Annotated in this window: 20 protein-coding genes; 7 read left to right on the top strand and 13 right to left on the bottom strand. The window is 68.9% G+C overall.

Translation table 11 applies throughout. From position 1 onward, the window contains the following. Nucleotides 1-59 precede the first annotated feature (59 nt). A complete protein-coding gene (locus tag I3V78_RS16985) occupies nt 60-608 on the bottom strand; it encodes an isochorismatase family protein (RefSeq protein ID WP_204489341.1) in 549 nt (182 codons plus the stop codon). Between the two features lie 123 nt (nt 609-731). Between I3V78_RS16985 and I3V78_RS16980 the strand changes: the two genes are divergently transcribed. Then, on the top strand, nt 732-1,106 hold the full coding sequence (locus I3V78_RS16980; protein WP_239577908.1) for a CBS domain-containing protein: 375 nt from the start codon (nt 732-734) through the stop codon (nt 1,104-1,106). A gap of 8 nt (nt 1,107-1,114) precedes the next feature. Continuing rightward, the gene (locus I3V78_RS16975; protein WP_204489328.1) at nt 1,115-1,963 is read left to right on the top strand and encodes an alpha/beta fold hydrolase; all 849 of its coding nucleotides are present in this window, start codon (nt 1,115-1,117) and stop codon (nt 1,961-1,963) included. Between the two features lie 9 nt (nt 1,964-1,972). Here I3V78_RS16975 and I3V78_RS16970 read toward each other — a convergent pair whose 3' ends face one another. The 5 genes from I3V78_RS16970 to I3V78_RS16950 all read right to left on the bottom strand — a co-directional run bounded on the left by I3V78_RS16970 (nt 1,973) and on the right by I3V78_RS16950 (nt 5,924). After that, complete coding sequence (locus I3V78_RS16970; protein ID WP_204489326.1) at nt 1,973-3,670, bottom strand: tetratricopeptide repeat protein; 1,698 nt, start codon at nt 3,668-3,670, stop codon at nt 1,973-1,975. Between the two features lie 10 nt (nt 3,671-3,680). Continuing rightward, the gene (locus tag I3V78_RS16965) at nt 3,681-4,286 is read right to left on the bottom strand and encodes a hypothetical protein (RefSeq protein ID WP_204489323.1); all 606 of its coding nucleotides are present in this window, start codon (nt 4,284-4,286) and stop codon (nt 3,681-3,683) included. 6 nt (nt 4,287-4,292) lie between these two features. Next, nucleotides 4,293-4,667, bottom strand: a complete 375-nt coding sequence (locus I3V78_RS16960) for a hypothetical protein (RefSeq protein WP_204489321.1) — start codon at nt 4,665-4,667, stop codon at nt 4,293-4,295. Nucleotides 4,668-4,707: 40 nt separating this feature from the next. Beyond that, nucleotides 4,708-5,178 carry a hypothetical protein gene (locus I3V78_RS16955; RefSeq protein WP_338023629.1) on the bottom strand — a complete coding sequence of 157 codons (471 nt, stop codon included), beginning with the start codon at nt 5,176-5,178 and terminating at the stop codon, nt 4,708-4,710. Between the two features lie 317 nt (nt 5,179-5,495). Then, the gene (locus I3V78_RS16950) at nt 5,496-5,924 is read right to left on the bottom strand and encodes a hypothetical protein (RefSeq protein ID WP_338023627.1); all 429 of its coding nucleotides are present in this window, start codon (nt 5,922-5,924) and stop codon (nt 5,496-5,498) included. 188 nt (nt 5,925-6,112) lie between these two features. On the opposite strand from I3V78_RS16950, the gene I3V78_RS16945 reads away from it, so the two are divergent. The 3 genes from I3V78_RS16945 (at nt 6,113) to I3V78_RS16935 (ending at nt 9,350) form a co-directional block, all read left to right on the top strand. Further along, nucleotides 6,113-7,579: a hypothetical protein gene (locus I3V78_RS16945; protein WP_204489318.1), complete on the top strand. Its 1,467-nt coding sequence runs from the start codon at nt 6,113-6,115 to the stop codon at nt 7,577-7,579. Nucleotides 7,580-7,703: 124 nt separating this feature from the next. Next, a complete protein-coding gene (locus tag I3V78_RS16940) occupies nt 7,704-8,420 on the top strand; it encodes a Bax inhibitor-1/YccA family protein (RefSeq protein WP_204489316.1) in 717 nt (238 codons plus the stop codon). A gap of 120 nt (nt 8,421-8,540) precedes the next feature. Next, nucleotides 8,541-9,350 (top strand): phospholipid scramblase-related protein, encoded by an 810-nt coding sequence (locus I3V78_RS16935; protein WP_204489313.1) that lies wholly within the window; start codon nt 8,541-8,543, stop codon nt 9,348-9,350. Between the two features lie 7 nt (nt 9,351-9,357). On the opposite strand, the gene I3V78_RS16930 is transcribed toward I3V78_RS16935, so the two are convergent. Beyond that, entirely contained in the window at nt 9,358-9,693 is a 336-nt protein-coding gene (locus I3V78_RS16930; protein ID WP_204489310.1) for a (2Fe-2S) ferredoxin domain-containing protein, read from the bottom strand. A gap of 570 nt (nt 9,694-10,263) precedes the next feature. Between I3V78_RS16930 and I3V78_RS16925 the strand changes: the two genes are divergently transcribed. Together I3V78_RS16925 and I3V78_RS16920 are read left to right on the top strand one after the other, a co-directional pair. Continuing rightward, a complete protein-coding gene (locus I3V78_RS16925; protein WP_204489308.1) occupies nt 10,264-13,053 on the top strand; it encodes a vitamin B12-dependent ribonucleotide reductase in 2,790 nt (929 codons plus the stop codon). A 93-nt stretch (nt 13,054-13,146) separates the two neighbouring features. Then, the gene (locus I3V78_RS16920; protein WP_204489305.1) at nt 13,147-14,223 is read left to right on the top strand and encodes a hypothetical protein; all 1,077 of its coding nucleotides are present in this window, start codon (nt 13,147-13,149) and stop codon (nt 14,221-14,223) included. Between the two features lie 194 nt (nt 14,224-14,417). Here the strand turns inward: I3V78_RS16920 and I3V78_RS16915 are convergent, their stop codons facing one another. From I3V78_RS16915 to I3V78_RS16890, 6 genes are all read right to left on the bottom strand, one after another. After that, nucleotides 14,418-15,002: an imm11 family protein gene (locus I3V78_RS16915; RefSeq protein ID WP_239576463.1), complete on the bottom strand. Its 585-nt coding sequence runs from the start codon at nt 15,000-15,002 to the stop codon at nt 14,418-14,420. Further along, a complete protein-coding gene (locus I3V78_RS16910) occupies nt 14,995-16,284 on the bottom strand; it encodes an AHH domain-containing protein (RefSeq protein ID WP_204496671.1) in 1,290 nt (429 codons plus the stop codon). The genes I3V78_RS16915 and I3V78_RS16910 overlap by 8 nt, the downstream gene beginning before the upstream one ends. Nucleotides 16,285-16,325: 41 nt before the next feature. Then, a complete protein-coding gene (locus I3V78_RS16905) occupies nt 16,326-16,910 on the bottom strand; it encodes an imm11 family protein (RefSeq protein WP_204489302.1) in 585 nt (194 codons plus the stop codon). A 333-nt stretch (nt 16,911-17,243) separates the two neighbouring features. After that, a complete protein-coding gene (locus tag I3V78_RS16900; RefSeq protein WP_204489299.1) occupies nt 17,244-19,292 on the bottom strand; it encodes a GspE/PulE/PilB domain-containing protein in 2,049 nt (682 codons plus the stop codon). A 102-nt stretch (nt 19,293-19,394) separates the two neighbouring features. Further along, on the bottom strand, nt 19,395-20,789 hold the full coding sequence (locus I3V78_RS16895; protein WP_204489281.1) for an undecaprenyl-phosphate glucose phosphotransferase: 1,395 nt from the start codon (nt 20,787-20,789) through the stop codon (nt 19,395-19,397). 232 nt (nt 20,790-21,021) lie between these two features. Further along, the gene (locus tag I3V78_RS16890) at nt 21,022-22,143 is read right to left on the bottom strand and encodes a glycosyltransferase (RefSeq protein WP_204489273.1); all 1,122 of its coding nucleotides are present in this window, start codon (nt 22,141-22,143) and stop codon (nt 21,022-21,024) included. Nucleotides 22,144-22,153: the final 10 nt, after the last annotated feature.

Here is a 22,153-nt window from a genome sequence, read left to right as displayed (position 1 = left end):
AGCAGGCCCTCGGCCACGAGCAGCGCGTCCAGGCCATCCAGGAGCCGCGTCCGGCCCCCTCACCGCACCGCCGCGGACACCTTCTTGAACTCGGGCGTCCCCGCGACGCCGAGCAGGTCGAAGAGCGCGGCCTCCACGGTGAGCACCCGGGCGCCCGCGTCCCGGCACATCTCCAGGCCCACGCGCCGGTCCTCCGGGTGGCGCGACAGCACCGCGTCCGCGCACAGCACGGGCGTCAACCCCCGCTCGGCCAGGTCGCGCACCGTCTGGTAGACGCACACGTGGGTCTCCATGCCCACGATCAGCACCTGCGTGCGCGCGCCGAGCGCGGCCACCACCTCGGGCACACAGGCGCTGAACATGAGCTTCTCCACCGGGGTGTACGCGCCCAGGTGCGCCGACAGCCGCGCGTCCGTGCGTCCCAGGCCCTTGGGGTACTGCTCGGTGACCAGGAGGGGCAGCTCCAGGGCCCGGGCCCCCTGGAGGGCGGCATTGGTCCGCTGGAGCATCCGCTCGAGCGCGCCCGGCTCCATGGCGGCGCACAGCCGCTCCTGGATGTCGACGACGAGCAGCGCGGCCTGGTCTCTTTGGAGGCGGAAGGAGGGCATGGGGGCAGTCCATTCCCCACCGGACCGAATCGTCAAGCAGCCCGCCACCTCGCTTCAGGGAGATTGACGCCTCCCCGACGCGTGACCAAGCTCGCGGACATGAAGGGACATGCCCGACACTTGATGACCTCTCCCGTGAAGTCCGTGGCGCCGCACACGCCACTCTCGGAGATCGCCCTGATCCTGGCCGATGCGCGCATCGCCGGCGTGCCCGTGATGGAGGACGAGCAGGTGGTGGGGATGATCAGCGAGCCCGACATCCTCAACGCCCTGCTGGAGAACCGGGCACTGGACACTCCGGCGCGCGAGCTCATGTCCTCGCCGGTGTTCACGGTGAACGAGTTCGAGACGAGCGACGAGGTCTTGGCGCGCTTCCGCCGACACGGCATCCACCACCTGCCCGTGGTGCGCGAGGACAAGCTGCTGGGCATCATCACGCCCGCGGACGTGCTGCGCTACCTGGCGAAGGATCTCGACGAACCGCCCCAGGTGGGCTGAGCGGCGTGATGAGTGATGCCTTGAGGCTGGAGGACCGGGGCGGCCAGGGGCCCGTGCTGCACTTCGCGCACGCCAACGGCTTTCCCCCGGGCAGCTACCGGCGGCTGTTCGACACGCTCACGCCCCACGCGCACGTGTACACGCTGGAGAGCCGCTGCCTGGTGCCTGGGGCGGATCCCCTCTCGATGAAGGACTGGGACGACATGGCGGAGGACCTGGTGCACGCCCTGCGCGCCCGGGGCCTCACGGACGTGGTGGGCGTGGGGCACAGCATGGGCGGCGTGGCCACGCTCATCGCCGCCGCGAACCATCCGGACCTCTTTCGCGCCGTGGTGATGTTGGATCCCGTGCTCTTCACCGGGGGGCGGGCCCTGGCCCTCCAGCTGCTGAGCCTGCTCGGGCTGCGCGGCCGTGTGCCGCCCGCGAGCCTCGCCCGCCGACGCCGCGAGCACTGGGGCTCGCGCGAGGAGGCCGCCGCGAGCTACGCCAAGAAGGCGCTCTTCCGGGGCTTCGATCCGGCGTGCTTCCAGGACTACCTCACCCACGGCCTCACGGAAGCGCCCGGCGGCGGACTGCGGCTCACCATCCCCACGGCCTGGGAGGCGCGCATCTTCGAGACCTCGCCGCGCGCCATCTGGAAGCGGCTGCGCGAGGTGAAGGTGCCGGTGCTCGTGCTGCGGGGGATCCACTCGGACACCCTCACCCCCGAGGCCCTCGGGCGGGTGCGGAAGGCCCAGGCGGGCCTCCAGACGGACGAGCTGTCCGGCGGCCACCTCTTCCCGCTGGAGCAGCCCGAGGCCTGTGGGCGGCGCATCCTCGCGTTCCTCGAGTCGGTGGGCCCGCGGACCACGGCCTGAGGCCAGGGCTCACGCCGGGGCGTTCTCCACGGGGGGCACCAGGCGCATGCGGGACACGGGGCGCGGCGAGGCCCCGCGGAAGGACCGGGCGCGCTGGACCTCGGGCAGGTGGGCCTCCGCGTCCCGCCAGCACGTCAGGCACGAGGAGAAGGCCATGGCGGCCTCGGCCACCGCGCCCCGGGCGAGGTGGATGTCGGCCAGCAGGAGCCAGGCGTGACCGGAGCCCGGCCGTTCCTCGACGAGGGCGCGCGCCAGCTCCAGCGCCTTCTCCTCGCGGCCCAGGCGCAGCCGGTGCCGGGCCAGGGTCTCGCGGACCGGGCGGGAGAAGGCCGGAGGGCCCGCCGGGCGCAAGCGTCGCTCCAGGCGCAGGGCGCGGGTGAGCGTGGCCTCGGCCCGGGCGGGGTCTCCCTGCCGGGCCTCCAGCGCGCCGCGCAGCTCGCACGCCGCCAGCTCCACCACCCGGGTGACATCCCGGGGGCAGAGCAGATGGCCCTCGCTCCGGGACTCGTCGGTGAGGGGCTGCGCGAGCTGCTCGAGCGCCGTGCACAGCCGGTCGGCCTCCGCGAGCGGCCCGGCCTCCAGGGCGCGCAGACCCCGGGCATACAGCTCCATGCCGGACAGCAGCACGCGATCCGCGGGGCGGGCCTCGGGTGACAGCTCCACGCGCGGCTCGGCCGCGGCGCGCAGGAACCCGAAGCGCAGGTGCAGGCCGGACAGGGCCCCCGCGGCGAACACGAGCGCCTGATCGACCCGGGGCGTCACCTCCTCGGCGCGGGCGCGCAGCCGGCGGGCCCAGGTCTGGGCCTCGCCATACCGGCCCGCGTCGGCGCAGGCCTGCACGAGCAGCCGCAGGGCCACGCCCGCCACGGGCGCCGCCGCGCCGGGCAGGGACTCGCGCGCCCGCCAGGCGTCCTCCACGGTGACGGCCTCCTCGAGCACCTCGCGGGCCTCCTGGAGGTGGCCGGTGCGCAGGAACAGGCGGCCCGCGGCGAGCAGGGCCGGGGCGGCCTGGGGCGCCAGCACCCGCAGCCGGCGCGCGCTCTCCAGGGCTTCCTGGGGCCGGGTGCTCTCCTCGCGCAGCCGCACCCAGGCCAGGTGCACGCCCTCGTGCTCCGGGTGGGTGCGCAGGAGTTCCCGCACGAGGAGCTGGGCATACGTCTGACCGGGCCCGGGGCGACCATCCGCCTCGAACCCATCCGCGAGCAGCCCCGCGAGCAAGAGCCGCGCCTCGGCGTCCTCGGGGCAGCGCTCCAGGTGCCCCTCCATCTCCCGCACGAAGCCATGGCGGCCATTGGCGGGGCCCTTGTTGGCCAGGAAGGTGGCCGCGACGATGTAGCGCTGCTCGGCGTCCGGCCCGCCCTCGCTGAGCGCGAGCGCCTTGTAGATGGCCTCGGCGCGCGAGGCGGCGCGGCGGGCGCCCGCGCCCCGGGTCAGCGCCAGGCCCCACCAGGCCATGGCGAGCTGGGGATCGCACCGGGCCGCCTCGGCGAAGGCGCGCCGGGCCTCGCCCCGCCAGCCCAGGTGCAGCAGCCGCAGGCCCTGATCGAACCAGCGCTGGGCCTGGGGCACGCGGGTGTTCACCGGGAGGTGCGCCCGGCCCAGGCCCTCGCACGGCGTGGGCGGGGGCAGGTCCAGGTCCGCGACGTCGTCCCAGGGGGCGGCGGGGAAGAGGGAGGACTCCTCGTTTCGCAGAAGGAACGCCAACATGCTGTCTTCCTCACACCCCGGCGAGCGGGGCCCACGACGTGTCCACGACGGACCGCTCCAGCGCCTCGACCCGCGCCGCCCACCGCCGCCAGGGCGCCGCCAGACCCTCTCCGGGCCAGACCGGCGCCTTCTTCATCGCCGCCAGGCACTCCCGCCGCCACCCGGGACCCAGCCGCGCGTCGATCCACTCCTCGTGTCCGGCCAGCCACCGCGCCAGCGTCACCAGCGCGGCCCGGGCACACGCCCGCTCCCCGTCGGTGGTGGGCAGGCGGGGAAGGCCCAGGTCCATCGCGTTGAAGAGCGGCCGCGCGAGCCGCGCCTCGTCCACCAGCAGGGGCTCGAAGCGGGAGCGCGGCACGTAGACGGACGTGGCGCCCTCGCGGCACACCACCCCGAAGCCCCACAACGTGAGGGCCCCGCCCTCCCCCGGCGCCGTGCGGTAGGCGCTGGTGCCCTTCTGTCCCGCGGGCAGGCGCTCGCGCGACAGGCCCCGGCTCAGCAGCAGGTTCTCCGGATGGAGCACGTCGCGGCCGAGGCACCACATGGACAGGTCGAACAGCCGCTCGCCGTCACGGCGCAGCGCGTGCGGCACGGACAGGGGAAGGGAGGAGCCCATGGTGCCTCAGCTCGCCTTCTTGGCCGTGGGACCCTTGCTGGCCTTCACCTCGCCGAACAAGGCCGGGAAGGTCACCGCCGCGCCGCCCTTCTTGGCGAGGGCGGCGTTCACCGCGCGCACCAGCTTGCCGCGCACCTTGGGCGACAGGGGCTCGTCCGCGATTGCCGCGCCCACCTGCTGGGCGCTCACGCCCCGGCCACTCCGGGGCTTGGCGATGCCCTCGTAGGCCTTGCCCTGCCGCTCCTTGTCGCGGCGCGTGTCCGCCCGCTGCCGGGACAGCGTGCGGTCCGCGTCGTCGCGCGCCTCCACCTGCGAGGACAGGCGCACCAGGGTGCTCGGCTCCAGCTTCTGCTCATCGAGGAACTGCTTGAAGGTACCCATGGGGTTTCTTCCTTGGCGTGAGGGGGGAACGGGAGGGACTTCAGTGCGCGTGGTCCTCGTGGCCCGACTCCTCGATGACGAGGGAGACGGTGCCGGAGCCGGGACCGAACGTCAGGGTGTAGGTGCCCACCTCGAGCGGCGCCACGTGGCGGCCCTGGATGGTGGTGCAGGAGGCGGAGCTCGTCGCGGAGGACTCGAACGTCACGGCCTGGCCGGAGGCGCTCGCGATGCGCAGGGGCACCTCAGTGTTCAGGTAGAACACGTAGTCGGCGGCCTCGCCGGACGCGAACGACACCGAGCCCGTGCCCCCCGAGGGCAGGGTGATGTCGTAGCGCTTGTGATCGTTGCTGACCGCGGGGGCGCCGCTGGCCGTGGCGCTCGCGGTGACGGCCACGCCGGGCCCGTTCCGCAGGTGCTCGCAGCCCTCGCTGTCCGCGTCCTCGGTGTGACCACACCCCACGAGCAGGGCACTCGACAGCAGGCACGCGGACAGCAGCTTCTTCATCATCATGGGAACTCCAGGGGTTGGGTGTGAACGACGCGGAGGTACGACGAAGCCCTCACGTGCCCGAGGCCCCCGGAAAGAGGTGGACGGGACGCGACGTGAGGAGACGAGGCCGTGCGGAGGACACACGGCCACGAGGGGGTGGAGCCGCCAAGGCGCGCGCCTTCCCGGGACACACGGCGCCCGGTCGGGAGCGCGCCACGCGAGACCGGGACCGCCGGTGAGGACGGGCTCGGGCACGCGTGGACGGACCCCGGAGGGAGCCGTCACGGGACGGAGGACTTCAGCGGTTCAGGGAAGGACGGGCGTCGGCGCGAACGCGCTCAGACGCGGGGCGGAGACGCCTTGGGCGCCAGATGCAACCAGGCCACGGGCGGCGCGACGGCCTCCCGCACCGGGGCCAGACCCGGCCCCTCGGGAGGCGTCACCTGCCGCACGGACAGCACGTCCACCGAGGCAGGCAGCTCGCGGCGCGTGAGCGCCTGGGCACAGTGGGCGTCCGAGCCATGCCCGGCCTCCACCGCTTCCGCACCCGTGAAGCGCTCGTCCTCGAAGGAGAGCGCCTGGGCGAGCGAGACACCCGGCGCCGCCGTGTCCGCGTGCAGCAGATCCCCGTGCTCGAGGCACGTGCGGTGCTGGACGAGGACGAAGTGGGCCATGCCGCCCAGGTAGGCCAGCGCGCACAAGAGCACCACGGGCAGCGCCAGCAGGCGCGGCCATCGGTGCTGTGCTTGCTCGCGGCGGGCGATCACGGCGGAACGGCTCCTGGTGCAATCCAGTTGCGACAACTCGGTTGTACGCGAGGCCCCGCTTCGGTGCAAGTGATTGCGGACCGGTGCCAGGCGGGCCTGGGCTCCTGCATTGAACGCGGGCCCACGGAAGACATTTCCGGCCGGGCGGGGGCGGAGTAGGAAGGCCCCCGACAGCAGAAGGATTCCCCGTGCACCCATTCCTAGACGTGTTGCGGCAGCAGGCGGTCCACTTCGGCCCTGGACTGGCGCGTGCCGCCTACGCGCGAGGCCTCGCCGTGACTCAGCGCGACGGCACGACGCGGCCCATTCCCGTCACCGCCACCCCCGTGCTGCTCGACGCGGAGGAGATCCACCGCCGGGCCCGGCTCTCCGCGCACCTGGCCTCGGCCACCCTGAAGATGACGCGCGCGGTGCTCGCGAGCGAGCGCCGCGAGTGGATCCTCGGGGGCCTGTCGCCCATCGAGCGGGCGCTCACCGAGCGCACCTTCGCGAACGTGACGCGACTGGCCACCACGCGCGTGGACTACTTCGTGGACACGCAGCCGCGGGCCCTGGAGGTCAACGCCACCATTCCGGCCATGCAGGGCTACTCGGACATCGCGGCCCACACCTTCATCGAGCACGTGGCGCGGCACTTCGGCCTGCCCGAGCAGGCCCTGCCCGCGCTGCTCGCCGCCAACGGCAGCAACGCGCGCGCCCTGTATGACGCGCTGCTCACGGGCTACGCGGCCGAGCGCGACGGCCAGACGCCCCGCACCCTCGCCCTGCTCAGCCGGCGCCACGACGCCCAACTCACCGAGCAGCACTACCTGTGCGCGCGCTTCCGCGAGTTCGGCGTGGACGCGGACGTGGTGCACCCGGACGAGGTCTCCGGCGAGGAGCACTTCGAGGTGCGCGGCAAGCGCTACGACCTGGTCTACCGGCACCTCTTCTCGCGCCGCCTGGAGGAGACGCCCGCCCCCTGGGTGGAGGACTTCTTCGGCACGGTGCCGGGCCGCAAGGCGGTGCTGCTCAACCCGCCCGCCTCGCCCGTGGAGGTGAAGACGACGTTCGCGCTCGTCTCCCAGGCGCTCGAGGACCCCGCGCTCGCGCACGCCGCAGCGCTCACCCCCGAGGAGCTCGAGGCCATCCAGGCCTCGGTCCCCTGGACGCGGCCCTTCCGCCATGGCCCGGGCCGGGGACCGGAGGGCACGTGGGAGACGGACCTCGTGGCCCGCGTGGCGGCCGAGCCCGCGCGCTTCGTGCTCAAGCGCGCCTGGGACTACGGCGGCCGGGCCGTCTACCTCGGGCGCTCGGTGGGCACGCCGGCCTTCGAGGAGCGCGCCCGGGCGGCCTACGGCGAGAGCCTGTCCTGGGCGGCCCTGTGCGAGCGGGCCGCCACGGACACCGTGGGCGGAGGCTTCGTGGTGCAGGAGATCGTGGAGACCCAGCCCGAGGAGCACCTGCTGTGCGAGGCGCACGGGCTCACCCCCCTGAAGCTGCACGTGGACTACTCGGCTTATGCCTCCGTGGGGCTGGGCGGTCAGCCGGCCTGGGGCGGCGTGTGCCGGGGCTCCACGTCCGAGATCGTGAACATCGTGGGAGGGGGCGGTGTCCTGCCGCTCCTCACCACCGAGGTGGCCAGTCAGTTGCTCCATGCATGGAAGGCCCGCTAATTCCCGCCATCCCACATTCGGGAAGAGCCCGGCCGTTCGTGGGTTGTGCCGACGCGAAGACGCTTTATAGATGAAGGACCGGGTGGAGCTTTCCGCCCAACCTTTACGAAAGGACGAGAAATCCATGGCTTGGGAATCGGAGCAGGGCTGGCAGACGGCTCGAGGAGGCGGGGTCGTTGACGTTCTCGAGCAGGAGTCCCGGCGCGCCTTCATGTCGCGCGTGTACAGCTGGATGTTCGGTGGCCTGTTGGTGACGGGCCTCGTGGCGATGGTCACCGCCGCCACGCCGGAAGTCGTGAATCAGGTGGCGCGCTTCCGCTGGCTGCTCTTCTTCGGGCAGCTCGGCCTGGTGTTCGCCATCTCGGGCCTGGCCACCCGGCTGTCGGGCGTGGTGGCGGGCGCGCTCTTCCTGGGCTACTCGGTCCTCACGGGCCTGACGTTCTCCGTCCTCTTCTACGCCTTTACCCAGGCCTCCATCGCCAACGCCTTCCTCATGGCGGGCGCGACCTTCGGCGCGCTGAGCGTCTACGGCACGGTCACCAAGCGGGACCTGAGCCCCATGCGCACGTTCCTCTTCATGGGCCTCATCGGCGTGGTGGTGGCGAGCATCGTCCAGGTGTTCGTGCAGAGCTCCGCGCTCAACTTCGTGCTCGGCTGCGCGGGCGTGGTCGTGTTCGCGGGCCTCACCGCCTACGACACCCAGAAGCTGCGCGAGATGCACGCGGCCGGTGGCTACCGCTCGGCCGCCGCGGCGAGCATCAACGGCGCCCTGGCGCTCTACCTGGACTTCATCAACCTCTTCATCTCCCTGCTGCGCCTGACCGGCCAGCGCCGCGACTAGTCCCCCGCGCGCACGACATGAAGCACCCCGGCGGTGGGCTCGCACACGGGCCCACCGCCTTTTTCGTGTCCGCCGGGGGGCCTATCCGGCCGCTTCGTGCCCGAACTAACGTGGCGCCCCATGAGCGAGCAGCCAAAGTGGGCCACCGAGGACAGTGGGCTGGAGCTGGACTGGAAGGACCGCACGCAGCCGGAGCAGCGCGCCGAGGCCGTGGCCCGACAGGACATCTCGGGCGCGGGCAAGGGCCTGCCCGGAGAGCCCCGCTACATGGGCCCCGCGCTCACGCACGCGCTCGCGGGTCTGTTCGAGGGCCCGGGCCTGCAGGTGCGCCAGCAGCGCGAGTGGGGCGAGGCCCTGCTGGGTTGGGAGACGCGCAACCGCTACGAGGTCATCGACGCCGACGGCCGCTTCCTGCTGTACGCGGGCGAGACGGGCCAGGGCCTGGGGGACGCGCTGCTGCGCAACTTCCTGCCCATCCGTCCCGTGGAGATCGAGTTCATGACGAGCGGCGGCACGCTCGCCCTGCGCATGGCGCGCGTCTTCACCTTCTTCTTCACGCGCGTGGAGGTGACGGCGTGGGACGGCCGCCCCCTGGGCTACATCCAGCAGCGCTTTGGCCTGCTCAAGCGCCACTTCGAGCTGTGCACGCCCGCGGGCGGCGTCATGGCCCGCCTGGAGGGCCCGATCTGGAAGCCGTGGACCTTCCACGTCTATGTGCATGACGAGGAGGTGGCCACCATCCGCAAGCGCTGGAGCGGCTTCGTCAGCGAGGGCTTCACCGACGCGGACAACTTCGGCGTGGAGTTCCACGCGGGGCTCAAGGACGGGCGGCTGCGGCAGATGGTGCTCGCCGCCACGCTGATGGTGGACCTGTGCTACTTCGAGGAGCGCAAGGGCTCGGGCACCCTCACGGGCCTCTTGAGCGACTGAGCGCGCCCTACTCCTGGGGCTTGGGGCGGCTGAAGGGCATCAGCAGCCGCTCCACGGGCGTGCCCCCCACCAGGTGCTCCTCGACGATGGCCGGCACGTCCTCGGGCTTCACCCCGCCGTACCAGGTGCCCTCCGGGTAGACGATCACCGACACGCCGAAGGCGCACGTGTCCACGCAGCCGGCCGCGTTGGCGCGCATCTGCCCCTTGAGGCCGCGCTTGTCCAACTCCTCCTTGAAGCGGGCGCGCACTTCCTCGCCCCCCTTCGTGGCGCAGCACCCCTTGGGGTTGCCGTCGGGACGCCGGTTGGTACAGACGAATACGTGACGTTTGAACGGAGGCATGTCCTCCTCCTAACGCGGCTTCCGTTCAAAAGCGACGGTTGAGCCCTCGCCTCCCCCTCCCCTTTGTTGCGCCCACCCCTGGCCGGGGGGAGTCTCCGTGCACAGACTCCCAGCAAACATCCGCTTCTGATCACATCCTCTACCCCGAGAGTGACCCTACATGACTCGTCACCCAACGACATGCGGACTTTCAAGAGAGTTGATCAGCGCGGCACATGGCTTTAGATCGCGTCCGGTGAGCGCCTCGCCTGGCTTCCAGGCGAGCCGTCAGGACAGCGTTCGCCAGGCCACAAACCCCTAGCTGTAGGTGGTGCGATCATGACGTGCACAAGATCTAGGGGTGTGACCTTGACGATTTCCGGAAGAGGATCGTACCTTTGCCTACCTGCCCGGTGTACGAGCGGGCAAGCGCGACGACGGCGCGGCTGATTCACCCAGATTCTCCCCGGCCCCTCCCCTGGCGGAGCGGCGAGGGGCTCCGACGAGTCGTCTCGATCCCGAGCGATCTCGCGGACTTGGCTTTGCGCGAATTTCGCAGTCATACCCAGAGTGAATGCGACTGAGGGACCCATGGAACACCACGAGCTGAACGCCACGGCGGGAGTGTTGGAAGGCAAGGAGCTGACGGGAACGAAGGCCCGGGGCGCGGGGCTGCCGGTGGAGCGCTTCTTCACCACGCCCGGCGTGGACCCGGCCGACGAGCTCGCGTGGGAGCTGCGCACCGCGGGCATCTCGGGCGAGGACGGCAAGTCCGTGTTCCAGCAGAAGGACGTGGAGGTGCCCAAGTCCTGGTCCATGCTGGCCACCAACGTGGTGGCCTCCAAGTACTTCCGGGGCACCCCCGGCACCGCCGAGCGCGAGACGAGCGTGCGCGGCCTCGTGGCCCGCGTGGTGGACACCCTCACCCGCTGGGGCGCGCAGGGCGGCTACTTCGCCACCGCCACCGACCGCGACACCTTCCACGCGGAGCTCACCCACCTGCTCCTGCGCCAGAAGGCCGCCTTCAACTCGCCCGTCTGGTTCAACGTGGGCGTGGAGGAGCACCCGCAGTGCTCGGCGTGCTTCATCAACTCGGTGGACGACTCCATGGAGTCCATCCTCGGCCTGGCCAAGACCGAGGGCATGCTCTTCAAGTACGGCTCGGGCACGGGCAGCAACCTGTCCACGCTGCGCTCGAGCAAGGAGCTGCTCGCCGGCGGCGGCACCGCGTCCGGCCCCGTGTCCTTCATGAAGGGCTTCGATGCCTTCGCCGGCGTCATCAAGAGCGGCGGCAAGACGCGCCGCGCGGCCAAGATGGTGATCCTCAACGCGGACCACCCGGACATCCTGGACTTCGTGCGCTGCAAGTCCAACGAGGAGAAGAAGGCCTGGGCGCTCATCGAGGCCGGGTACGACCCGAGCTTCAACGGCGAGGCCTACGCGTCCGTCTTCTTCCAGAACTCCAACAACTCGGTGCGCGTGACGGACGAGTTCATGCGCGCGGTCATCAACGACGGCCCCTGGACGACCCACGCGGTGCGCGACGGCCGCCCCATGGAGACGCTCAAGGCGCGCGACATCTTCCGGGAGATCTCCGCCGCGGCGCACCTGTGCGGCGATCCGGGCATGCAGTTCGACACCACGGTGAACGCCTGGCACACGTGCTCGAACACGGCGCGCATCAACGCGTCCAATCCGTGCTCGGAGTACATGTTCCTGGATGACTCGGCGTGCAACCTGGCGTCGCTCAACCTGATGCACTTCCGCACGCTGGACGGCGACTTCGACGTCACCGCCTTCAAGCACGCGGTGGACGTGGTGCTGCTCGCGATGGAGATCATCGTCGGCAACTCCAAGTACCCCTCCAAGAAGATCGAGGAGAACAGCCACGCCTACCGGCCGCTGGGCCTGGGCTACGCCAACCTGGGCGCGCTGCTCATGGCCGCGGGCCTGCCGTACGACTCGGACGTGGGCCGCAACTACGCGGGCGCCATCACCTCGCTCATGTGCGGCCAGGCGTACGCCATGAGCGCGCGCATGGCGGAGAAGCAGGGCGCGTTCGCGGGCTACCAGAAGAACGCCGAGCCCTTCCTCGGCGTCATCCGCAAGCACCGCAAGGCCGCCTACAACATCCCCGCCGAGGGCGTCACCGAGGAGCTGTACGACGCGCAGAAGCGCGCGTGGGATCAGGCGCTCGCGCTCGGCTCGGACCACGGCTTCCGCAACAGCCAGGTCACCGTGCTCGCCCCCACCGGCACCATCGGCTTCATGATGGACTGCGACACGACGGGGATTGAACCCGACATCGCGCTCATCAAGTACAAGAAGCTGGTGGGCGGCGGCATGCTGAAGATCGTCAACCAGACGGTGCCCTTCGCGCTCGAGAAGCTCGGCTACCGCCAGACCCAGGCCCAGGAGATCATCACCTACCTGGACAAGCACGAGACGATTGAAGGCGCCCCGCACCTCAAGCCCGAGCACCTGGCGGTGTTCGACTGCGCCTTCAAGCCGGCCAAGGGCCAGCGCAGCATCCACTGGATGGGCCACCTGCACATGATGGGCGCGACGCAGCCCTTCCTCTCGGGCGCCATCTCCAAGACGGTGAACATGCCGTCGGACGCCGCGGTGGAGGACATCGAGAAGGCGTACATCGAGGCGTGGAAGATGGGGCTCAAGGCCGTGGCGGTGTACCGCGATGGCTGCAAGCGCACCCAGCCGCTCAACACCTCGAAGGACACGGTGAAGGACACGAAGCTCGCGGTGGCCGAGCCCGCGCTCGCCGCGGCGCGCGACGCCAACGCCATGCGCCGGCGGCTGCCGGACGAGCGCCAGGCCATCACCCACAAGTTCTCGATCGGCGGCCACGAGGGCTACCTGACGGTGGGCATGTACGAGGACGGCACGCCGGGCGAGCTGTTCTGCGTGATGGCCAAGGAAGGCTCGGTGGTGAGCGGCCTGATGGACAGCTTCGCCACGGCGGTGTCGCTGGCGCTGCAGTACGGCGTGCCCCTGCAGGTGCTCGTGGACAAGTTCTGCCACGTGCGCTTCGAGCCGAGCGGCTTCACGGGCAACCCGGCGGTGCCGATCGCCAAGTCGATCGTCGACTACATCTTCCGCTGGCTGTCGCTGAAGTTCCTGCCGGCCGAGCAGGAGGCGGACGGCGTGGAGGCGGCGGTGGAGCAGCAGGTGGCGGCGGCACCGGTCGAGGTCAAGCCCGAGGTGAAGGCGGCCCCGGTGATGGCGCTGCCGATGGCGACGCCGCGGCGCACGTACCTGAACCAGGCGGACGCCCCGCCCTGCCACACCTGCGGCGAGATCATGGTGCGCAACGGCGCCTGCTACAAGTGCAGCAACTGCGGCACCACGAGCGGCTGCAGCTGAGAAACCTGAAGTGAATGAATGAGCCCCGGTGAGCCACACAGGCCCACCGGGGCTTTATTTATGTTGCACTAGACGCACACGAAAAAGGATCAAATGACCACCGCAGCAGTAACCCACCAAAACATACAGCAAATCTACAACATCGCGCAAGAATGCCTCACGCGGTGCGAGAGGACACCCTACCCGTCCAAGGAACGAATCAATCGAATAATGAACGCAAGGGCAGAACTAGCCACGATATCGCTGAGAGCCGACACAATACGCAACGAGATATTGCTACCAGCCAACAAAGCCATCTCCGACACCGCAGAACAGCAGCAGGCCCTTCAATCAACAATAAACAACCTCTCACAAGAATTAGACACACTAAGAATTGATATATCAAAAAAAGAAACCAACTACCATTCGGAAACAAGCAAGATCCCCAACAGCGCCATTGCCATCGAGCGCCTACGCGACGACCTTGAAAAATCCAAAAACGCATACCACAGTCGACAAAAAACCATCAACGAACAATTAAGGCAATCACACACGGAGAACCAAGCCCTTCAAAACAGACTCAGCAACCTACACTCCGAAATTCAAACGAAACACCAGTCACTGCTAATTCCATCCAACACGGCGCTGGAGGAGATTGAACAGCAGATCAGCAACAAGCTCACAGAGCTTGGCGAACTTGAGACAACAATCAAGAATGAAGGCAGAATAAGCGAGGAGTTGGGACAATCGACCCGCGCTGATTTTGAGTCGAAATCAAAAGACTTTGAATCCGCCATGCATCTCCATCAAAAGCAGGCAGGCACCACATTCGCATTTATGGTCATCATGGCCATCATTTTCGGCGCCTTGATCTTCTTCATATTCATCAAGTTCTTGCCAGAAATACCGACTACGTCAACCCTGGCGGCCATCGCAGCTCTGGCATTTTTTGGCCTGGGCCGCATAGCATTATTGGTGCTTTGCGGATGGACAATGAAGTATTTGGCTGAACTCCATCGTTCTCACGCAGAACAATCAATCATCTACAGAGATAGGCGAGCCGCATTGGGTGTAGCCCAAAATCTACTTAACGCCTCCCCAGAGCTCGCGCAAAAACAGGAACTACTTAAAACACTGGCAATTGGTTACTTGGACTTTGAAAAAATGCCTTTCGGGCACACCGCTCAGTGAGCGAACAGGCCATTGGTAATTACGAAATCAAGCAATTAAGAAACCTTGTCAAGGCCATCCACCCCCTCATTGCCACTTCCAAAGAGACGAAGGGAGGAGGGAGGCGGTGAACTGTCTACAACTTCCGATCCTGCGTGGCGACGCTGAGTTCGTCCCCAACATACAGGCAGCGCCGGTACGGTTACGTCTACAGTTCATACTTCTTCGAAGTGTCCGCCCACGAACCCATTTTGATCTAGTGCATTCCTGATTTCCTCGTCAATAATGAGCGCGGGCGACCACCCCCATGTCTTGAAGACACGGACATCGCCCACCTTTGACTTGTCGATGCGCAAGCCTGATACGACCCGATACTCTCCAGCACGCTCCGGCATGAGTCCGTTCTCGGTGAAAAGTTGGATGTCGGAGCAGGCCACATCGTCGATACAGCGAACCGTCTTTATAACAACAAGGAGGTAGAAGGGTTCAGTCTGGCCTTCAACCTCGACTGGGAAAAGCTGAATGTCTTGGGGTGCCAGTTCCTTGAAGATGGCTGCTGCTTTTCCACTGAGGATTGGAGTCAATCCCACCCCCGCCGTAGTAAAATCAAGAGGACGGCCAGGACGCAGCAGTGGGATACGCAGAAACCCAGGCGGCTTGATTGGCTCACCATTCGTGAATGCCCAGACATCCTCGATCTCCTGACCATTGAGCCGAGTGGGTTCGGACATGTACCAGCGGCCGGGAACGTAAGCGTCGATTTGCAGATCGAAAAAACGTCTGCCCATGTTGTCAGGCATCAGGATTCCTCGTAACGAGCTTTCTCAACTGGGTTCCCGCAGTCGTCAGTTCACGTGCAATCTGGCTCAGCGTCTCCCTCAACACAGCACGACACTGCGCTTCTCCCTTGCATAGCCTCATAACCCGATCGAGCCGAACAAGAACTTCTTGGTGGTACTCGCGGGGATGCGGCCCCTTGTGTCCCTTGATGCGCACCTGGTTCGCGACATCACTCAGCTTCATCTTCGCTCGCTTGAAGTAGGACTCGAACAGGGGCGTCCAGGGGCCGCCGGATACCTCGGAGACTTCGTTCTTGTCGGTGCAGATGTGATGGATGTCTCCGTCGGGGTCTCCCTGGATGACCCCACCTGTCTCCATCGCGACCGCCGCCACCGCCGTAGGTACCAACGCGACGTTCAGCACGCCCGTAGAGGGCAATGCGATGGACCGCACATCCCCTGCCAGTACCGCCGACAGTTCAAAGCCGCCTTCGGCTCGTGCGCGCATCGCGGCCTGGGCGGCGCCAGGCAGCCGCGGGCCCTGCGCGGCCATGGCGCTCTTGCCTCCGAGGGCCGTCATCGCCACGAGCACCAGGACGCGCGCCCCGTTGGCCCCAAGTGCCTTGCCGAACCGGTGTCCGGACGCCTCCAGTTCCGTGAGGCCGTGGGCCGCGTTCGACTCCTTCATGAGCCGCACGAAAGCCTGCCCGAGGTTCCACACGGGCCCCACGCCCAGGTAGGCAATCAACGAGGCCGTCAGGCCCATCGCGATGAACTTGGTGATGGGCTCGGGCGCCACCAGCATGACGAGCGCCGTGCCTATGAGGGACACCACCATCGCGCGCAGTGCCTCGGGGTCGGCGACGTCCTTCACCACCTCCGCCACGCCTGTCCAGACCGTGTCCAGCGCAAAGGACAGCGCCAAGAGACTCCTATCCATCGGCTCCAGGGTGAGCTTGCCCGTCAGCAGTCGCGCGCAGGTCGCGGCGTTCCGGTGCCGCTCGCATCGGCGTGCGGCGGGTGTCTCCCGTTGGCCCCGAGCGCCGTCGACGACGCCTCCTGCCGAAGCGAGCAACAACCGGGCTCCCATTGGCTCCGGCCCGTGGCCCACTATCGTCCAGTCCATGTCGAGCAGGATCTGTGCGAGCGCGCCCTGGAACTCCCGCTCACCGATGGTGATGGGTGCGGACGGGACAGGCCGGTAGACAATGGGCGCGCCGTCTCCCGTGTCCAGCGTCACCTTGCGTGTCGTTGTGCACGCCGAGCACAGCCACAGCAACACGGCAATTCCGAGCAGCCTCATTCCCATGGACGCGCCGACCTCAATGCAACGCCCTTCACAAATCAGACCTCTTCAAAATATCCACCCACGATACCCGCCTGCTCCAGAGCGGCCTTGACTTCTCCATCAACGATGAGCGCGGGACACCAACCCCATGTTTTGAACACACGCGCGTCCCCAACCTTCGACTTGTCGATTCGCAGGCCCGAAACGGCCTGATACTCCCCCACACGCTCAGGTCTCCCATCTTCCGGCGTGAAATACCGAGCTTCCTCACAGGCCTCGTCATGAATGCAGCGGACCGTTCGCGCAACAACGAGAAGGTGATAGGGCACGCCTTGCCCCTCGACATCAACGGGAAAGAGTTGGGTGTCGTAAGAAGCCAGCTTTCGGAACACAGCCGCCGTTCGTTCACTCAGGATAGGCGTCGACCCCATACCCGCGGTCGTGAAGTCCAACGGATTGCCTGCACGATAAAGGGGAACGCGTAGTCGACCAGGAGAGGCGATGGGCTCGCCCCGAGTAAACACCCAAAGGTCCTCAAGGCATTGGCCGTCAGAGAGCGTGGGCGCCGCCATGTACCATCGACCTGGAACGTAGACGTCTATCTTCAAATTGAAGAACCGTGTGTTCGTCGCATCAGGCATCTGGATTCCAATGTGGGGCCAGGCGTTGTCAGTTCACGCGCGAGCGGAGTCAACATGTCCAACCCACGCGCGTGGGCATTCCGCAACGCTTCGACATCCAAGCGTGGCTTGGTCGGGGGACACCACCATCGCGCGCAGCGCCTCGGGGTCGGTTACGGGCACGGTCGCGACAGGCCCGTAGACGATCGGCGTGTGCTGTCTCGTGTCCGGCGTCACCCGCCGCGTCGTCGCGCACGACGACGTCAGTAGCAGGAGCACCGTGATTCCGAGCAGCCTCATCCCCATCTCCGTGCGTAGCGCCCACGCATCTCTCGGGGCGTAGCACGGATTGGGTCAGGTCGAGGCGACCTGCAAGCGGCCGTAGGCCTCCGACGCCGCCGCGAGCAGTCGCTCCATCTCGTCGAGCTCCTCGGGGCCGAACGGGGCCGGGCCGCCGTCGATCACCACGAAGCCCACCGCCCGCTGCCGCACCCGGATGGGCGCCGCCAACAGGTTGGAGTACGTCTCCCCCAGCGCCGCGAAGAGCACCTCGTCCGTCTGGCTCAACGGCTTCGAGGAAACCACCGGGCCCCCGTCCGCCTGCGCCTGCGAGAGGATCGACGGCACCGACAGACTCACCTGCAGCGCCGCCACCTCGGGCTTCTCACTCCCCGGGCCGAACGCCTGACCCACCCGCACCGAGCCGAACGTCTCGCCCAGCAGGAAGCCCCGCGGGAAGCGGCCCTGCGCGTACGACAGGAGCGCCTGGCCCAGCTCCCCAGGCGTCGTCGCCCGCTGCACCGCCTCCAGCGCGTCGGCGAGCTGCACCCACTGCACCCCGGGCGAGCCGTTGTCGCTGAACTCCGTGGACGGATCCCAATCCGGAATGAAGTCCACCACCGGCGAGGGCCGCACCGACTCCGGCTCCACCACCGAGAAGTCCACCTCGATGCACCGGCTCTCCCACGACGACGAGCCCGAGTCCGCCTCGACGATCTCGAGGTCCGAGGCCATCGACAGCTCTCCGGACGTCTCCCCGCCCGTGATGGCCGGCAGGTCGAGCATCGTCCGCAGCCGCCGCCCCGGAGGCAGCACCTTCACCCGGGCGACCGTCTCGACCTCGGGCTCGACGGGCGGGCGGAACGGCGGCGGCAACACCTCGACCGCGGGGGCCACCGGCACCAGCGCCTGCGTGACGGGCTCGGCCGGGCGCAGGATGTCCGCCAGCGCCGACTCGAAGCGGATGTCCCGCTCCACCTTCTCCGTCAGCGTCTCGATGGGCGCGTCATCCAGCACCCCCTCCACCACCGGCGGCTCGCTCGCGACGGGCTCGGCGGGCGGCTCGGGCGCGAGGGCCTCCACGGGCGGGGGCGGCGGCGTGACCGCCTCGGGCTCGGCGACCACCTCCAGCAGGAGTTCGGGCTCGGACTCGGACTCGGGTTCCGGCGGCGGAGGCGGCGGTGGGCGCACCTCGACGACGGGCTCGGCCGGGGCGGCCTGCACCACCGTCAGCGGCGGAGGCGGAGGCCGCGGCGGCGCGGCCGTGGGGGCCTCCGCCGCCTCCACCAGCCGGTTGCGCGCGGCGCGCGGCGAGCCGCCCGCGGGCGAGCGGGGAATGAGCCCCGGCGGCCGGTGGGGGAACGACGCGGCGGCGCCGAACGAGAAGGCCGGCGCGGTGCCTGCCGCCAGGGCCAGGGCGGGCGCGGGAGCGGGCGTCGTGGCGAGGACATTGGCCACCGGACGGGGCGCCACCGCGGGCATCGGCACGGCCACGGGCGGCAGCCGAGGCCCCGGCGAGGCGGTGCCAATGCCCTGCCCTCCCCGGGCCGCCATCGGCGCGGACACGGGAGCCGCGGGCACGACGCCCGGTGCCGCGCCCACGGGCCGGGGCGCGAGGCTCAGGGCCACTCCAGGCACGGCCGCCTGACCAGCGGGCGGCCGAGCCTGACCCGCGCGGGCGGGCCGGGTCGGCCGGGGCAGGCCGTAGCGCTTCTCCAGCGCGCGCCAGAGCCTCGGCTCCGCGATGATGGAGGGGACGATGCGCATGCCCGTGGCGAACGCGAGCGAGTCCACGTGCCGGGGATCCTGCGGCTCGGCCAGGGCGATGCGCAGGCGGCGGCCCTCGACCGCGAGCGGGAAGGCCTGGTGCTGGCGCGCGAGCTCGGGCTTGAGCAGGGCCACGGCCTCGCTGGAGACGGACTCCAGCTCCGCCTCGCTGGCCAGCGGGAAGTGGTAGGCATCCGACAGGGCCTGGCCCAGGGTGGGCAGCTCGAGCAGGCCGAGTTCGACCAGGTTCGTGCCCAGGCTGCCGCCGTAGATCAGACGCGACTTGAGGGCCTCATCCAGCTGCGACTGGGAGAGCAGACCCTTGCGGACCAGATGCGTTCCGAGCTGATCGACCATACGGCGGAGATAGTAGGCGTCCACCCCTCCGCTGGCTGTACCTGGAAGCCCCGAGAAGTCCGACACACGCCAGAACTTCGCGGGGCTGTTGGTCACTCCACGCTAATAGGCATTCTTGGACAGGAAACCCCCGAGCGCCGTGCGCACCAGGATTTTCAGGTCCATGAGCAGCGACCAGTTCTCGATGTAGTACAGGTCGTACTCGATGCGCTTCTGGATGGACGTCTGGCCGCGCAAACCGTTGACCTGGGCCCAGCCGGTGATGCCCGCCTTCACCTTGTGGCGCAGGTGGTAGCGGGGAATCTGGCGCTTGAACTCCTCGATGAACACGGGGCGCTCGGGGCGCGGGCCCACGAGGCTCATGTCGCCGGTGAGCACGTTGAAGAACTGGGGCAGCTCGTCGAGCGAGTACTTGCGCAGGAACGTGCCGATGGGCGTGCGCCGCGGGTCGTCCTTGCTGGCCATGAGGGCGCCGGAGGACTCGGCGTCCGTGCGCATGGTGCGGAATTTGAGAATGTGGAACGTCTGCCCGTCCATGCCCATGCGCTCCTGGGCGTAGAGCAGGGGCCCGCGGCTGGTGAGCTTCACGGCCAGGGCGACCACCAGCATGAAGGGGGCGCTCACGAAGAGCGCCACCAAGGCGAAGAGCACGTCGAAGACGCGCTTGGCCACCATGTTCCAGCCCGCCATGGGGTCGCCCTGGAGGCTGATGATGGGCAGGCCGCCGAACTCCTCCAGACCGCCGTACAGGGTGACGTACTGGTAGAGGTCCGGCACCACCTTCACGTCCACCGTGCGCAGCGCCAGCTGCTCCATGAGCGGCTTGACCGCGGCCTGCTCCTCGAGCGGCACGGCGATGATGACCTGGTCCACGGGCCGCGCGTCCAACACCGCGTCCACGTCCCTCACGTGGCCCACCACAGGCACCCCGCCCACCTGTCCGCCCACCGGGTCCGGCGACAGCGACAGCACGCCCTCCACCCGGAAGCCCAGCTCGCGGTGGCCCTCCACCGTGTCGATGACGCGCTGGCCCAGCTCTCCCGCCCCGATGACGAGGATGGACTTGAGGTTGTAGCCCCGCCGGCGCACCGCGCTGAGCACCCCGCGCAGCACCAGCCGCGCCGCGGACACGCCGAGGAACGCGTAGGCGGAGAAGAACGCCAGCATCAAGCGCGAGTAGCGCTCGCGGGTGAAGTACGTGAGCGCCACCACGAGCAGCGTGGCCATGATGGTGGCCTTGAAGACCTCGAACACCTCGCCGATGTGCGTGCGGGCCCGGTTGGTGGCGTACAGGCGCGCCTGCCGGTAGGTGATGGGGAAGACGAGCAGCACCGTCGCGAGCGACAGCAGCGTCTCCTCCCAGGCGGGCATGCCGTAGACGACCGGAATGGGCCCGTCGAAGCGCGACACGTACGCGAGCGCGAACGCCCCCGTCAGCATCACCACGTCGGTCGCGATCTTGATGGACGTGTAGAAGCGCTGGAACCGGCTGAACACGTGGAACTCCTTGGGCCTGACCCGCACACCGCGCGCCCACCCCTTGCAAGGGGCGCACCTCGGAGCCGGGACTGTCCGCGGACGGACACCCCCTGGGCCGAGGCGGCTCGTAACATGGGAAGCGCCCGGAATCCAAGGGGTTGCCCCCCGCCCCCGCCCCGTTGGAGCCCCGACGGCGCCCCGCCTCCCGGGCCCGTCCCTTCACGGAAGTGTGGCGTCCGTGACAGCCGTGTCAGGGTGCGGCGTGCGTTCCCATGAGCGCGTCCACCTCGGCCTGGATGGCGCGCTGGAAGGCGGCGCGGCTGAAGCGCTCGGCCTGGGCCCGCGCGTCGGCGGGCTGGAAGGTGGGCTCCCAGGCCTCGAAGCGGCGCACGGCGTCCGCCAGGGACTCGGGGCTCTGCGTGTCGAAGAAGACGCCCGTGCGCGGGTTCACCGTCTCCAGGGCCCCACCCCGCCCGTAGGCGATGACGGGCCGCCCGGAGGCCTGGGCCTCCAGGGGGACGATGCCGAAGTCCTCCTCGGGGGTGAAGATGAGCGCCCGGGCGTCGCGGTACAGGCCCGCGAGCGCGTCGTTCGCCACCGGGCCGAGGAAGCGGATGTGCGGGGGCAAGGCGCCCGAGGTGAGCTTCGCGGCCTCCTGGCCGGTGCCCACCACCCACAGGGGCGCGTCGAGCCCGCGGAAGGCCCCGAGCGCGATGTCCAGCCGCTTGTAGGGGGCGAAGGCGCCCAGCCACAGGTAGTAGCCGCCCTGCCCGAGCCCCGTGAGCGGGTGCTGGCAGAAGCGCTCCAGGGCCACGGGCGGGTACACCACGGTGGCGTCCCGGCCCCAGAAGCGCTTCACCTTCCGGGCGATGTGCTGGCTGTTGACGAGCACCCGATCCACGCCCGCGGTGCTCTCGCGGTCCCACTTCTGGAGCAGGGGCCGCACCGCGTGCGCCGCCGCCCGCACGGGCAGCGACGCCCGGCCCGGGCCGAAGTAGTCGTCGAACAGGTCCCACATGTAGCGCATGGGCGCGTGCACGTAGGACAGGTGCCGGGCGCGGGGCGGCTTGCGAATGCCCTTGGCCACGCAGTGGCTGGAGGAGATGACCAAGTCGTAGTCGTCCGCCAGGCGCATGGACTCGATGACCTGGGGCAGCACGGGCAGGAAGTGCCGGTAGAGCGTGTGGATGCGCGGCACGTGCTGGAGCACGGACGTGTGGATGGGCCGGGCTTCGATGCGCGGGTGCACGGCGCCAGGGCGGTGCACGAGGGTGTGGATGTCCGCCTGGGGGAAGAGCTCGCACAGGGCTTCGAGCACGTGCTCTCCCCCGCGTTGCGTGACGAGCCAGTCATGGACGAGGGCGACCTTCACGGGCGCGCCT

It is taken from the genome of Archangium primigenium, assembly GCF_016904885.1.
In the GTDB taxonomy this organism is placed as follows: domain Bacteria; phylum Myxococcota; class Myxococcia; order Myxococcales; family Myxococcaceae; genus Cystobacter; species Cystobacter primigenius.
This window is presented reverse-complemented; position numbering and strand designations above follow the sequence as displayed.